Source organism: Microcoleus sp. PH2017_08_TRC_O_A (genome assembly GCF_020738665.1).
Taxonomy (GTDB): domain Bacteria; phylum Cyanobacteriota; class Cyanobacteriia; order Cyanobacteriales; family Microcoleaceae; genus Microcoleus.
Genome location: NZ_JAEQCE010000020.1, coordinates 83113 through 96905 on the forward strand (window position 1 = coordinate 83113; position 13793 = coordinate 96905).

Consider the following 13793-nt stretch of genomic DNA (forward strand, 5'->3'; position numbering starts at 1 on the left):
ACAGTTGTCATTGGTCATAAGGAAGAAGAAAGAAGAAAGAAGGAAGGGAGAAGGGAGAAGGGAGAAGGGAGAAGGAAGAAGGCAACGAGCACGCGATGGAGAGCATCTCAGTTTTGCATTATTTATAGTGCGAGCGTCCCCGCTCGCGTGCGTGTATAAGCTTTGCTGTGCGGGGACAGCACGAAAGATAAAAAATGTTTCTTGCAAAACTGAGATGCTCCCCATGCGATGGGGATTTAACAGATTTAACGGATGGGTAAAAGATGCAATAATTCGCCATTACTAACAACCAATAACCAACAACCAATAACCAACAACCAATAACCAACAACCAATAACCAACAACCAATAACCAATAACCAACAACCAATAACCAATAACCAATAACCAACAACCAATAACCAACAACCAATAACCAACAACCAATAACCAATAACCAATAACCAATAACCAATTCCCTGTTAATTGTGATACCGATCGCGATCGACCTCTGTTGCCGATCACACAGTCGCATTTTTTCCCAGCCTAGAATACTTTTATTATCCCAAACTTGTGCCACAACCAGAATATAGCGCCTTCCTGCATTTAAAATCCGCACCTCAACCTGCCACAGGGGGGGGGTGGGGGTATTGCTTATACAAAGGCAATTTGGTAAAAGTAATGCTATCGTCGCTAACCAGTAGAAGGCAAAAGTTAACAGGAAATCAGGAATTATCAAAGGCATAAGAACCCAGAAACACAATTCGGCTTTTTGCCTTCTCCCTTGAACCTTCAAACTGCGGCCTCTACTGCCGAGATAGCAATGCCACCGACAGCAGTGCACAAGTTCTCAAAATTAAAGGAGTGCATCGAGATGATTAAACCTTGCAGTCAACCGCTAAAAATAAATCCTTTCACTTCTTATCGCGATCCCACTACAGGCAAATGGACTGTAGTTCCAGCAGTTCAGAATGTTTGCGAAACAGACTCTAGTTTGAAACCCAAAGCCGAAAGCGAACAGGAAAGTAAAGTAGAAACAAGTGTTTCTGCTGTGCCTGCTATCTCGCTGCCGAAAAAACGCTTTTCCTTCTCCTTGCTTGGGCTTAAAAACCTTGCTAAAAAATCTTCTGTCACTGTCAGTAGCTAGCCATCGCCGGGGCATAATCTAGTTTCTACGGTTACGCCCGGGCGATCGCCAAACATAAAAAAAACAAGCTGTTCCATAGCATAAATTGCCAAAAAGCGATATACTGGCAGCAAACTTTCTCCTCACAATATCCGTGAAGTATTTGCTCGATCGCTTCGTCCACTTTGTATGGACAGACCGACCAATTCGCCAGCGGGGAACAGTCATCGTTGCTATCCCCGTGATTTGTCTGTTTGCTTCGCTGATCGCAATTGCAGGACTCCGGGATAGTGCAATACAGATAAGAAAGCGAGCAGATACTCATAAGGAAATACTTCACGGAACCAACCGCTTGTTAACCACTGTGGTGGATGCGGAAACGGGCATTCGGGGTTACGGGTTGACGAAGCGCCGCGATTTTCTAGCACCATATTTAGAAGCAAAGAAGAGTTTGCCTCCGCTGCTGGCTCAACTCGAAATTGCGGTGGCAGAAAATCAACTGCCAGATCAGGGATTTGCAGAAATTCAAAAAAGTACCGAACAGCAAATAATTTTATTGCAAAACACTCTGAATAAGCTCGATAGTGCGGCAACAAAAGTGCAGTCGCCGGAAATAATTCAGGTGTTAGCTCGAGATAAATTGAAGATGGATAAGCTGCGCGAAAAAATTGATGCGTTTGCTGATGCCAGCCAAGCCTACCAGAAGGCTTTAGAGGAACGAGTACGTGAATTGGTAGATTTAATTAATTTCCTGCAATTTGCTGGTTTGCTTGTCGGCTGTCTGGGTGGAGCAGCTTCCTGGTATTTATTTCATAGTTTAGACCAGGAATTGAGGAAGCGGCAAGCAGGCTTGCAAGAAAGTAAAACTCGCATTCAAGCTGTGGTAGACAATGCGGCTGATGGGATTATTACTTTAGATGAATCGGGCAATATTGAGTCTTTTAATGCGGCAGCAGAACGGATTTTTGGCGAAAAAGCCGATCGCACAATTGGCTCGAACCTGCGCCAACTGATAGCTCAACCGCAGCCAGACAGCAGCGCGGGAGATTATGCGATCGAATATTTTGTCTTAAATCCCGATGCTAAACTGAAGACTTACCAGCAAGAAACTGTCGGAATTCGCAGCGACGGCATCAAGTTTCCGATGGAGTTGGCCATCAGCGAAATGCGTCTGGCAAATCAATGCTTGTTTGTTGCGATTTGCCGCGATGTGGGAGGACGGAAACAAGCTGAGGAGACTCTCCGCAAGCAAGCGCAAATGCTGGATTTTGCGAACGATACGATCGCGGTACTCGACTTGAACGGGGTGATTTCTTATTGGAATTTGGGGGCGAAGTGGCTCTACGGGTGGCGGAATTCGCAAGCAATAGGAAAAAATATTCACGAGCTTTTGCATACAGAATGGAGGCAGCGTTTTGACGAAATTCAAAAAGTGTTTTTCGAGCGGGGATATTGGCAAGGGGAACTGGTGCGTACCAAGGAAGACGGCACAAAAATTACGGTGGCGAGTCGGTGGACTTTGCAGCGCGACGATCGAGATCGACCCCAGGCTATTTTGGAAATTAGCAACGATATTAGCGATCGCAAGCGCTCAGAAAGAGCTTTAGCCGAAAGCGCGCAGCGGTTTCGCGATACTTTTGAACAAGCCGCAGTCGGCATGGCTCAAGCGAGTGTGGATGGCAAGTTGCTGTTAGTTAATCAAAAACTTTGCGAAATTGTCGGCTACAGCCGTCAAGAATTGATGGCTAAAAATTTTCAGGATATTACTTTTGGAGAAGATTTAGGAAACGAACTGGAATTATTGCGCCAATTATTAGCAGAAGAAATTGATAATTACTGTATAGAAAAGCGCTATGTCTGCAAAGACGGAGAGTTAGTGTGGGTCAACTTGACGGTTTCGCTGCTGCAAGAACAAAATGGCACTCAATTGCTGATGGGTGTGGTAGAAGATATTAGGGAACGCAAACAAGCTGAGGAATCGTTGCGGTTGCACGCTGAAGAATTGAGGTGGACTGCGAACTCGCTGGCTCAAACGACAAGTGTGTTGAGAAAGCGGAATCAAGAATTAGACCAGTTTGCTTATGTAGTTTCTCACGATTTGAAAGCGCCGCTTAGGGCGATCGCAAATCTCAGCAGTTGGATAGAAGAAGACCTCAGCGATTCGATGACAGAGGATACTCTGCACCAAATGAACCTGCTGCGCGGCAGAGCTCACCGTATGGAATCATTGATTGAGGGACTGCTGCAATATTCCCGCGTCGGACGCATTCAACTGGCTTCAGAAACTGTAAAAGTTGAGAAGTTATTAGCAGAAATTATTGATTCGTTGGCGCCGCCGTCAGGATTTGATGTAAAAGTTGAACCGGGAATGCCAACTTTTGTGACTGAAAGATTGCCGTTGCAGCAAGTTTTTTCTAATTTAATTAGCAACGCCATTAAACACAATAGAAATGAATCCGGCTACGTAAACATATCGTTTAAGGAGTTAGAGAATTTTTACGAGTTTGCTGTAGCTGATGACGGGCCGGGGATTGCTCCTCAATATCACGATAAAGTTTTTGTGATTTTTCAGACCTTGGAAGCTCGCGATAAAGTTGAAAATACTGGGATTGGTTTGTCGCTAGTGAAGAAGATTGTCGAATCTCAAGGCGGCACTATTTCTCTGGAATCTGCCGAAGGTGAGGGAGCAATTTTTCGGTTTACTTGGCCGAAGCAACCTATTAGCAAAGACGGAAAGTAAGAGAGGGGGAGAGGGGGAGAGGGGGAGAGGGGGAGAGGGGGAGTTTATCAAATCCGGTGACATCGGAATTATAACGGAGTGCGATCGATCCTCTCGCTCGCGCTCTGAGCAATCCGCACCGATCGTCCTGCTGGCAAATATTTAAGCAGGATCGCAGCGGATTTCGATGATAAATCCGTCGGGATCGTAAAAGTAAATGCCGCGTCCTGTAGCGCGCGTGACCGGGCCACTGTCGATCGCAATTTCATTAGACTTTAGCACTTCCAAAGCGCGATCGAACAAATCGCGATCGATGTCAAAGGCCAAGTGGTTAGCGCGAGTAAAAGCCTTTTGGGGATCTGGGTTTGGCGGTTCCAAATCTGGCTGCCAAAATAAGTCAATCACAGTCCCGTCTGGAGTGATGAAATTAGCGACTTTACCAGCAGCCACCATTTCGGTTAAACTTGCGGGAATTTCTGCACCTGTGAGTTCGTGTAAGCCGAGAATTGTACCGTAGAAGTGGCAGGAAGCTTTCATATCGCGCACGTTTAAAGCGATATGGTGAACCCGGCGCAAGTTCCCCGGCGCCAGGGCAATTTTGAGGGTGCTTTCGGTAGTTTGCATGGTTGTCAATTGCTACTATTAAAATTGGAGGCTGTTAAATTTCCTCAGAGTTCGATCGTTCGGACTTCAGTCCTCAGATTTCTATAGAACCCATTTGAGATCTATTTTGCGTAAATCTGAGAAACCGGGTTTCTCTCTATATTTCTCGTCACCCAACCCAAAAACTCGTAGAAACCCGGTTTCTCGACATTAGCGTAAATCTCAGAAACTGGTTTCTGTCTATATTTCTAGTCACCAAACCCAAAAACTCAAAGATGTCAAATGGGTTCTATAAGGACTGAAGTCCTCACTACGAACCCATTTAAAGTTTGATCGTGAGGACTTAATCTCAATTATTGTTACTTTTCTTTAGGGAACGATGCCATACCTACAAATAGCATGGCCAGCCCGCCTCCCAGAATCGCGAACGCCAGTAAACCTACGGCTAAATCTAATCCCGATGTATTTTCCATTAAATTAAAACGTTCTCCAATTAAATCCAATCACCGGTATTTGTTAATTGTTGATTGCTTCTCAACAATGAGGAAGAGAAGAAAAAACAAGCTAACTAACCGTAGGGTGCGTCATACCAATTTAATGTGAACTTGCACATATTCCGATCCCCCTAAATCCCCCTTAAGAAGGGGGACTTTGAGAAGATTCCAGTCCCCCCCTTATTAAGGGGGGTTAGGGGGGATCAGATTCGGGAGCAGCCTCATAAAAAATTGGTATCAGGGAGAAAATTGTTAGTCTGTATTCAAAACATTTAGCCCTGACGCACCCTACAATAACTAAACATCCATCCGTTACATCGGTAAAAAAATCCGTTGCCGAACTGCTTATTTTGCCAATTCTCGATCGATCGCAGCGATCAATTCCGGCGAATCTGGGCCCACGCTGCTGCGGAATCTGGCAACCACTTCACCCTGTTTGCTAACTAAGAATTTTTCAAAATTCCAGGAAACCTCACCTTTGGGATCGACTGCATTCGTAAGCTTAGCGTACAGCGGGTGCTGCTGGCTGCCTTTAGCGCTTACTTTGTCAAATAATTCAAAGCTGACACCGTATTTTGTAGTGCAGAAATTGACGATTTCTGCGTTGCTTCCGGGTTCTTGAGCTCCGAAGTCGTTGCAGGGAAATCCTAAAACGCGGAGTCCGGCGGCGCCGTACTTCTGGCTCAATTCTTCGAGTCCTTTGTATTGAGGTGTATAGCCGCATTTGGAAGCTACGTTAACTATCAAGAGTACCTGGCCAGTGTACTCTCCTAGCTGCTTGTCTGCGCCTGCGATCGTTTTTACATTAATGTCGGAGATGGTGCTGGGCATTTTCAAATATTTCTAAATTTGACTAGCACAATTTTACCGCAATTTGGTAAGATTTTGTCGATTTGCCGATCGCTCAAAATTAAAAAATCCAGACCAGGGGGGTTTGCAGAGTTCCGGCGGATATTAGAGTAGAGATATTTGTGAACCCGATGAAATTTTTCAATAGGTACGTAGTTGCGCTTCAGCGCTCTTGCATATATATAGCGGATCAAGCGAAAGATTCGCGGACGTTGTTGGGAAGAAAGCCCTATACGTTTAAGGGTTATGTAAGCTGTCAGTCATACCTCATCTTTTTGAGAAAGGCTATATATAAGACAATACCGTTTGCTTAAGACAATAGGTACGTAGTTGCGCTTGAGCGCTCTTTATATATAACATTTATAACGAAAGATGAGGTATGACTGTAAATGGAGTTTTTGATGCGACCCCGTTTACTACACGATAAGTATAAGAGGGCTTAAGCCCAACAACGTACCTCACTTATCTGAGTGGCTTTCCGTCATCCATTTTTGGTACGTATCCTCAAGTTGCTTGTCTTCCAAAACTATTTCTAGGCGGACTTTGACACAACCGTGGCGGGGTTGAGAGGCGATCGCATTTAAGATCTTGCTAGCTTTCTGCACAGACGTAAATTCTGCCTTAACTGTCGGTTCCTGGCGATCGCTCTTAATCTCTGCCAAATCTATACCGGTGATGTTTCCCTCGCCCAAATCTATCTCTGCCAAAACCTTCGGATCGTCGCCGACTTGTTCGACAATCAACTTTTCCCACTGGATCGGCACTTGTACCATCCGAGTCTCAATTTCTTTGCGGACTATGACTTCGCCGACTTTGCGCTTGCTGCGATTGATTACCAATCGTTCTTCTAGCAGGCGAATTACTTCTCGATCGACAATATCCAAGTTTTCGTCATCCTCATCGGTCTCTAAATGTTCATTTTGGCGATCGGCATCTGTTAGATTTGACATAACTGTTGAGGGATTAGTTGACTCGCTATTGCTCACTTCATCAAGCTGTTCTGAGGATTTTCCTAAATACTCATACTCTGCCGTTCCCACAATTCCGGGCAGCATATCGACTCGATCGGACTTAATACTTACAAACAGAGTTTTTTGATGATAATCTACTTTTTTGAGCAGCTTAATACTTAATAAAAAAATGCGGGGATTTTCGCGACCTAGCCCTGATACCACAAAGTTTAGCTGACCGTTAGGATCGAAATAGACATCTTTGATTTTGCCTACCAAGTGACCTTGGTTGTCTTTTACTGTAAAACTTTTTAGCTTAGTCCTGACTTTTTCCGGCACCCGGTTGAGACGGGTATTTGATTTGGCTGTGGCTACTTTTTCGGCTGATGCTTGACCGTTCATTTTTAAAACTTTCCTACTTAGGGATTTTTATTATGAATTGGGGCGAATTGTTCAACAGTTGACAGTTGACAGTTGACAGTTGACAGTTGACCGAAGGAAACCGACCTCTACCTAGAAGTCAGAGGATTGGAGTAATGAATAGTCTGATTTTAATTTCTCCCGAAAAAGCTTGGGGCTTTCAACCAATTCTTTCTGGTAAAGGCGGGGAAAGTGCATAAACTTTGGCCAAAACCGGCAAGTTTCGCACTCCACCCGCCGTTATATAGGAATACGCTTGGGTTAAAACTGTTGAGTCCTCGGAGATCCCCCTAAATCCCCCTTAAAAAGGGGGACTTGAAGAATACTCTTTTCCCCCCCTTCTTAAGGGGGAATCGGGCTTAACTGAAGCGTATTGCGTCATCTAGGAATTGCGCGATCGCCAAATTCAAACCTGTGCGGTGAGAGAATTATGTGATTAATGCGTAATTCCTATTCAAGACTTCCTGCGGTTGGTTTAGATAGTTTTATTATCTACAACCGGAGTTCCGTCAGTCTGAATGTCTAATTCTTCACGGCGCAAGGTTTCTTCCCCGTCAACCGTGCTGCGAACAACTTCTTTTCTGACGTTGACTTCTTCGCGCACGTAGGCTTCCTTGTGAATGTCGGCCGTTTCTTCGTAGACTTCGATGCGTGCAACTTCCCCTGATTGGAAGTCAGCCTCGCCGACTGAAACTACTCTACCAGCTTCTACTGGTGTGACTCGCTCGATTACGACTCGTTCTTTTTCAATGGGTACTGAAGCTCTTGCTGTTTCAGTTTCCACCCGCTTACCAACTGCTACTTCCCCTGTTTTGGCGCGGTTTTTGTTGGCAATCAAGCGTTCTTCATAAAGCTTGAGATTTTGGTGGTTCTGTTCGTTGGTTTCGTAGAGGGGGCGATCGATATCGTAGCTGTAGCTGCTGCGATCGTAGCTAGCAGGAGTTGCAGTGCTTGTCGCTGCTGTGCCTGGATTGCGGTAGACGCCTCTTACTTGTTCTTCGCGATCGTAATCTAGGGGTTCCATTTCATTGTAAGCCGGCAGTTGTTCTGCTTGAGCTTTGCTGCGAAGGCCTGTGGCGTAGACGCGATGGGCTCCGTAGTCGAAGCGGGCCGAACCGATCGGCAGCAATACTTTTTTACCAAAAATCCAAATGCCGGTATCAACTACCAGATAGCGAAAACGGCCAGTTTCATCAACCAATGCGTCATAAACAGTGCCTACTTTTTCGTCAGAGTCACCGGCATAAACATCAAATCCTTTGATGTCGTCTCCAGCAAATATTTCTTCCTTATAATTAGGCTCAAAATCTGCAATTCTTTGAAGTGCCATGTGTTTTTTCCTCGTCGCTCTACTTAAATTAATAGTAGAAATTAATGGCTTAACTTCCCTCTCCCTAAAGTCTGAACTGCTCAATTTAGGGCGTTTAATACTATAGGAATACAGCGCGGTGTCGGTGCTAGCGCGCTCAGCTATTCAATACCTGATTGAGTCACAATACGGTTCAGTTAGGGCTAGTGTGATTGCGAGGAACGAAATAAAAATTAGGTACGTAGTTGGGCTTGAGCCCTCTTTCTCTATCAGTCTAAAGAGGGCTAAAGCCCAACAACGTACCTGTAGTTTCAGAATGTTGCAGGAGAGAGGCTTCAGGAAAGCTATAAATTTTAGGTTTAGAGTGGATTTAGTTGATCTCTGATGGTTTCTATGCGTTTGCGGTTGACTCCTAAATCCGACTGTCCCAGACGCGAAGCCGATCGCACGTGAATCACCTTTGCCCCATCATCTACCAAAAATTCCACATCATCCACAAAGCCCATCAAAGCACTGGTGAACTCCGCATACAGGTAATTATCGGTTGCGGTGATAATTTTAGTTTTGGCCGAGGACTCGATCGCCCCTTTGAGCTTAGCCATAGCCTCAGCAGGCGACGAAGTGTAAGCCAAAGGCTCAATTTGGTGCTCGGCATCTTGACTGAAGCTGCTGACGCAGTTGGGGGAAGCAGGACACGCTGCCAGTTTTCCTGATACAATGCCGATATTAGTAGGTCTTTTTCCAGCAAACATGGTTTTTTCTCCGGGAATTAGGATAAAAGTTGCGATCGCCAGTACCGCTACAGCTACCAGCGATATTAAAACAACTAGGACTCTTTTCAATGCTGTCGGCGATTTTGTTTCAACTGTTTGCAAAGGATGAGTCCTCCAGAAAGTGCGATTTAGATCTAATTTTAATATTAATTGAAATTGACATCTCAAACCTAAATAGATTGAGTTTGTTCTTCGAGCAACCAGTAAGTCAGCATTGTTCCTTTACCTTTAACCGTGATAGGCCCCCGTTCTTCAAAAATAAACTGCTCTTTCAAACGCTCGTAAGTCTTCGCCGTCACTTGAATTTTACCCGGCAATCCGTTCGACTCCATCCGCGAAGCAACATTCACAGTATCTCCCCACAAATCATAGCTAAATTTGCTAATCCCAATAATGCCCGCCACCACCGAACCGCTGTGAATTCCGATCCGCAATTGAAAACCTTCTCCAATTTTGAGATTAAACTTTCTCAAAGCTACCTGCATATCCAAAGCTAAAAGTGCGATCGCCTCAGAGTGATCCGGGCGCGCCGTCGGCAAACCCCCAACCACCATGTAAGCATCCCCAATCGTCTTAATCTTTTCCAACCCGTGCAACTCAGACAACCGATCGAACTCCGAGAAAATTCCATTCAAAATTTCTACCAACTGCGTCGGACTTTTGTGAGCCGAAAACTCTGTAAAACCAACCAAATCAGCAAACAATACCGTCACCTCATCAAAATGATCCGCAATCAGCTTTTGCTCTTTTTGCAAGCGCTCAGCAATAGGTTTAGGCAAAATATTCAGCAGCAATTTCTCTGTTTGCTTTTGCTGCAATTTCAGCGCTGCTTCAGCTTGTTTCCGCTGAATCAGCGAACCGAGCTGCGTAGCAACCGCACTCACCAATTCCAGCAAACGCGGCTGAGATTCCAGAACTTTTTCGCGATAAAAAATCAAAATAGCTAACACTTGGTTGTCCGCCAAAATTGGCAAACCAAAAGCCGCTCTCAATCCCACATTTACCGCAATTTCCGATCGCAGAAACACTTGTTCCGGTGCAGTAGAAACATCCTCGATCCATTCGGACTGCTGCGACTGCCAAATCCTCCCTGGGAGTCCCGCACCAGGAGCAAAAGTTAGCTGCCAACTTGTCTGTCTGAATTGGGCAAAACTCAAATCGCTGACGTACCTGCCTCTAGCACATCTTAAAACGCCGTCACTGTTAGGAATCCAAGCTTCGCCCAGATTCCATTCAATAGTTTGACAAATTAAACCTAAAATCACATCTATAGCCGACTCAAAATCGTCAGATTTGCTAATAGCTTGAGTTGCCTCCAGCAGCAATCTTGTTTCCATTTCAACCTGACGGCGATCGGCAATTTCCTGGTGCAACTGGACATTTTGATCGGTCAATTTTTGATTTTTTTCTTGCAGTTGCATTTGCAAAGAACGCACGGTCAGTTGATTGCTCACTCGCGCCAATACTTCTTTAACCTGAAAAGGTTTTGTGATATAATCTGCTCCGCCTACTTCAAAAGCTTTTGCCTTATCTATTCCTTCTTCTAACGCGCTGATAAAAATGATGGGAATTTCGCTAAATTGCGGTTGTACTTTTAGTTTTTGACATAATTCATAACCGTTAATATCCGGCATCATAATATCCAGCAAAATCAAATCTGGGACGCTAGACTGAATTGCATCTATAGCCGAAAAACCATTAGTAACAGGTCTAACTTTATAGCCATTTTTTTGCAAGATTCTAATCAACAAACGCAGATTGTCTGGCGTATCGTCAACTACTAAAATATCTGCTTGATAGTTTTCAGTTTGTTCCGCCTTCATCTCCACGATCAGATTCCTCCGCCTCGGCAACTAAATTGAGAATTTTCTGGTAATCAAAATTACCGAGATGACCCTGGAGGATTTCGGCAAATTCAGGATGAGCATCCCTTATTTCCTCGATTGTTATCCCAATTAAGTCAAAATCAGCACTGCGGATTACCTGCCTCATGTGATCTATCCATTGTGCGGGAAGTATGGGTAAATAAGCAAGCGCATCATTAGACTGGGAGTCAGATAGATTGTGGCGATCGCCCGCTGACATCAAATCCGTTGAGTTAGAGTATAGATACTTCAACCCTAAATGTTTGTGAAGGGTATCAAAGATATCATTTTTGCGGAAGGGTTTGTTAATAAAATCGTCGCAGCCGACGAATAAAGCAAACGATCGCCTCCCTTCAATGGTACTAGCTGTCAAAGCAATAATCTTCGGAATCAGAGGTTCGACACCAGAGACGTTGATTTCCTCCCCCATTGCTTGCTTGGACTGTCTCTGCTGTATCCTGAGTCTAATTTCCATCGTCGCTTCGCAGCCATCCATCACCGGCATTTGCAAATCCATCAAGATTAAGTGCGGCTGCCAGTTTTCCCAGATTTCTACCGCTTCACGGCCGTTGCTAGCCTGTTTCACTGCAAAACCCAAGGGAGAAAGCATTTTAACTAAAAGTTGGCGGTTGTCTTTGCGATCGTCCACAACTAAAATCCGGTAGGATGGCCCATCTGGTTCCACTCCCATCACCAGGCTGCTGATTTCCGGGGTAGGAATCGAAGCGGCATCAACTGCATCAACTTCAATCTCAAATCTAAAAATCGTACCTCGATTTTGCTCGCTTTCCACAGTAATATTGCCGCCCATTAGCCGTACAAATTGGCTGCTGATCGTCAAGCCTAAACCCGTCCCTTTTTGAGCTTTTTGACCGGATTCTGTTTGCACGAAGGCTTGAAAAACCTTGCCCAATTCTTCGGGAGAAATGCCACTTCCTGTATCTTCTACTTCAAATTGCAGAAACAACGAACCAGACAAATCTAAATTATTCTCCGTCAAATTTTCACTCTCAGGCAGACTGTAACTTGTCGAACCATCTAAATTTGTAGGATTTTCACCGGCAATGACAATTTCGCCTTCTGAATCATTTCCTCTTGCTTCTTCTCTATTACTTCTATCTGTTACATCCATGACATCCCCTACATCTGTCCCTGCCGAACTGCCTTGCCTAAGAGACCTCACTCTTACAGATACCCCGCCAACTCTGGTAAATTTCATGGCATTACTGAGGAGATTGATTAGCACTTGGCGCAGTTTTACCTCATCAGTTCGCACGTACTGCGGAACATCTGTATTTCGCTGAAAAACTAACTGCAAACCTTGAGTTTTCGCTCGTAGTTGAAACATATCTTCCATTTCGTCAAGCAAGTCGTAGAGATTGAAGTTTGTCGGAAAAACAATCATCCGGCCCGCTTCGATTTTTGCCAAGTCTAAAGCTTGATTGATTAAAGTCAGCAAGTGTTCGCCGCTGCGGTGAATAACTTTGATATTGTCTCGGTCTTCTGCTGTTAGATTTGGGCTAGATTCGACGATTTGAGTAAAACCGAGTATGGCATTGAGGGGGGTACGCAACTCGTGGCTCATGTTGGCGAGAAACGTACTTTTCGCTCTGTTTGCTGCTTGGGCAGCTAATGCAGCCTGTTGCAGTTGTTCTGTGCGTTCCACAATTTCAGCTTCTAAGGTACGCTGGTAATTTGCTAGGACTCTTTCTGCTTCTTTGCGCTCGCTGATGTCTTGAATAGCTGCGATCGCAAAAACAACATTTCCGCTGCTGTCAAAAATTGGCGTAGCAGTTACCTCTAAAGTAATTATCAAACCGTATTGAGTGATTTCAACATCATCAACTTTGACAGATTCCCCTCTCAGCGCCCGTAAAATCGGAAAATTTTCAGGAAAATATAGGCGATCGCTCTCGCCGTTATAAAATTGATCCATTCCACGCCATGTTTGGGCAGCCCTCGCGAGGACAGTTTGTGAATCAAGCAATTCCTGCGCTGCATGATTCAAATACGCGATCGAGCCATCGGGATTGTAAACAGATACCCCCACCGGCAAAGCTCCTAAAAATTGATTCAGCCGACTTTCACTCGCAGATAATTCCTCGTTGGCTAGCTTCAAGTCTGCGTTTACCACCTCTAACTCCGCATTGACTCTCTTTAACTCCTCGTTGGCTTGTTGTCGCTTGATAGTTTCAATTGTTAATTTTTGGTCTTGCAAATAACTGTGTACTGCTTCTACCACTGTTATTTGTAAATCTTCATCCTGCCAAGGTTTCTGGATGTATCTGTACAACTTAGCATACTTGATGCTGTTGCTCAGAGCTTGTAAATCGGCTTGTCCCGTCAGCATAATTGTCAGGGTATCGGGCGATTGTTCGTGAATTTGTTTGAGCAGCTCGTCCCCTTTAATATCCGGCATGATGTAATCGGAAAGCACCAAAGCTATTTCATGCTCCTCAGCCCGCAAATCTGCTAGCAATTCCAAAGCATCTTCTCCACCTTCTGCCGTTTCAATAATGCACTGATCGCCGATCGCCTTTTTGAGCTCAATCTTTAAGCTTTCCAAAACATCAGGCTCGTCATCTATACAAACAATCACAGGTTTCTTCATAAATTTATTTGCCATTTTTTTTGTTGAATATTTACTTATCCAAGGCAAAAAATAGTTGTTTGGTTTCGCTTTTTTGCCAGTTTCACTACCTTACC

The 13793-nt window shown here is 44.6% G+C and carries 11 protein-coding genes; 2 read left to right on the forward strand and 9 right to left on the reverse strand.

Going from position 1 to position 13793, the window contains the following annotated elements; translation table 11 throughout:
* Positions 1–118: 118 nt before the first annotated feature.
* The gene (locus JGK22_RS08610; RefSeq protein ID WP_293181243.1) at positions 119–724 is read right to left on the reverse strand and encodes a hypothetical protein; all 606 of its coding nucleotides are present in this window, start codon (positions 722–724) and stop codon (positions 119–121) included.
* Between the two features lie 78 nt (positions 725–802).
* Between JGK22_RS08610 and JGK22_RS08615 the strand changes: the two genes are divergently transcribed.
* Entirely contained in the window at positions 803–1126 is a 324-nt protein-coding gene (locus tag JGK22_RS08615) for a hypothetical protein (RefSeq protein ID WP_293181240.1), read from the forward strand.
* An 85-nt stretch (positions 1127–1211) separates the two neighbouring features.
* The gene (locus JGK22_RS08620) at positions 1212–3845 is read left to right on the forward strand and encodes a PAS domain S-box protein (RefSeq protein WP_293312696.1); all 2634 of its coding nucleotides are present in this window, start codon (positions 1212–1214) and stop codon (positions 3843–3845) included.
* Between the two features lie 141 nt (positions 3846–3986).
* Here the strand turns inward: JGK22_RS08620 and JGK22_RS08625 are convergent, their stop codons facing one another.
* The 8 genes from JGK22_RS08625 to JGK22_RS08660 form a co-directional block, all read right to left on the reverse strand.
* On the reverse strand, positions 3987–4448 hold the full coding sequence (locus tag JGK22_RS08625) for a VOC family protein (protein ID WP_293216661.1): 462 nt from the start codon (positions 4446–4448) through the stop codon (positions 3987–3989).
* 338 nt (positions 4449–4786) lie between these two features.
* Positions 4787–4930, reverse strand: a complete 144-nt coding sequence (locus tag JGK22_RS08630; RefSeq protein ID WP_293181231.1) for a hypothetical protein — start codon at positions 4928–4930, stop codon at positions 4787–4789.
* Between the two features lie 336 nt (positions 4931–5266).
* A complete protein-coding gene (locus JGK22_RS08635; protein WP_293197127.1) occupies positions 5267–5752 on the reverse strand; it encodes a glutathione peroxidase in 486 nt (161 codons plus the stop codon).
* Positions 5753–6228: 476 nt separating this feature from the next.
* The gene (locus JGK22_RS08640; RefSeq protein WP_293312698.1) at positions 6229–7122 is read right to left on the reverse strand and encodes a DUF2382 domain-containing protein; all 894 of its coding nucleotides are present in this window, start codon (positions 7120–7122) and stop codon (positions 6229–6231) included.
* 493 nt (positions 7123–7615) lie between these two features.
* Positions 7616–8470, reverse strand: a complete 855-nt coding sequence (locus JGK22_RS08645) for a DUF2382 domain-containing protein (RefSeq protein ID WP_293181222.1) — start codon at positions 8468–8470, stop codon at positions 7616–7618.
* A 338-nt stretch (positions 8471–8808) separates the two neighbouring features.
* Complete coding sequence (locus JGK22_RS08650; RefSeq protein WP_293312700.1) at positions 8809–9324, reverse strand: DUF1499 domain-containing protein; 516 nt, start codon at positions 9322–9324, stop codon at positions 8809–8811.
* A gap of 68 nt (positions 9325–9392) precedes the next feature.
* Positions 9393–11051: an adenylate/guanylate cyclase domain-containing protein gene (locus tag JGK22_RS08655; RefSeq protein WP_293181216.1), complete on the reverse strand. Its 1659-nt coding sequence runs from the start codon at positions 11049–11051 to the stop codon at positions 9393–9395.
* Positions 11026–13713, reverse strand: a complete 2688-nt coding sequence (locus tag JGK22_RS08660; RefSeq protein ID WP_293216673.1) for a response regulator — start codon at positions 13711–13713, stop codon at positions 11026–11028. Before JGK22_RS08660 ends, JGK22_RS08655 begins: the two co-directional genes overlap by 26 nt.
* Positions 13714–13793 lie beyond the last annotated feature (80 nt).

What these genes read in the sequence shown, in the direction of transcription:
- JGK22_RS08660 (WP_293216673.1), bottom strand. Translation starts at nt 13,713, where the DNA reads ATGGCAAATAAATTTATGAAGAAACCTGTGATTGTTTGTATAGATGAC.
- JGK22_RS08645 (WP_293181222.1), bottom strand. Translation starts at nt 8,470, where the DNA reads ATGGCACTTCAAAGAATTGCAGATTTTGAGCCTAATTATAAGGAAGAA.
- JGK22_RS08615 (WP_293181240.1), top strand. Translation starts at nt 803, where the DNA reads ATGCCACCGACAGCAGTGCACAAGTTCTCAAAATTAAAGGAGTGCATC.
- JGK22_RS08635 (WP_293197127.1), bottom strand. Translation starts at nt 5,752, where the DNA reads ATGCCCAGCACCATCTCCGACATTAATGTAAAAACGATCGCAGGCGCA.
- JGK22_RS08610 (WP_293181243.1), bottom strand. Translation starts at nt 724, where the DNA reads ATGCCTTTGATAATTCCTGATTTCCTGTTAACTTTTGCCTTCTACTGG.
- JGK22_RS08640 (WP_293312698.1), bottom strand. Translation starts at nt 7,122, where the DNA reads ATGAACGGTCAAGCATCAGCCGAAAAAGTAGCCACAGCCAAATCAAAT.
- JGK22_RS08625 (WP_293216661.1), bottom strand. Translation starts at nt 4,448, where the DNA reads ATGCAAACTACCGAAAGCACCCTCAAAATTGCCCTGGCGCCGGGGAAC.